This is a genomic window from Streptomyces boetiae (genome assembly GCF_031845405.1).
GTDB classification, from domain to species: Bacteria; Actinomycetota; Actinomycetes; order Streptomycetales; family Streptomycetaceae; genus Streptomyces; species Streptomyces boetiae.
Genome location: NZ_JAVREN010000116.1, coordinates 1 through 479, shown reverse-complemented (window position 1 = coordinate 479; position 479 = coordinate 1). Strand labels below are relative to the sequence as shown.

The 479-nt window shown below is 68.5% G+C and carries 1 pseudogene; it reads right to left on the bottom strand.

Annotated elements, in window-relative coordinates:
- Window positions 1–479, bottom strand: a pseudogene (locus tag RM780_RS27635) (oxygenase MpaB family protein); the annotation flags it as partial.

Here is a 479-nt window from a genome sequence, read left to right as displayed (position 1 = left end):
ATGTCCTCCTGGCAGATCGGGGTCCCCGACTCCGCCTCGTCCCAGCGGTTCTCGCGCCGCAGGTGGTGACGGATCGAGGCGTGCAGGAGCCGCACCTTCTGCGCCGCCGGGATGAACCTGCTGCCCGCCTCGAACGCGCCGGGCTGCATCAGGTAGACCGTGAACTGGCCGGTCTCCGCCATCCGTTTGGACGGGTACTTCAGTCCGTGCGTCGCCCCCAGGAGCCTCGCCACGGGCGGGACGAGATAGCAGGCGGGCATGGCAGCGAAGGACAGCGCGGTGGAGATGTGCACGTTGTTGTCGATGAAGAACAGACGCGCCTTCTCCATCTGCGACCAGTCCACCCAGGACGGCGGGGCACTGGTCGCGGCCAGATACTCCCGGGCCACCTCGGGCAGCCCGTCGGGCAGCGGGGAGCCGACGGTGGAGACGTACCGCATCAGCGTGTTGAACTTGCCCACCTCCCCGCGGTCGAAGAG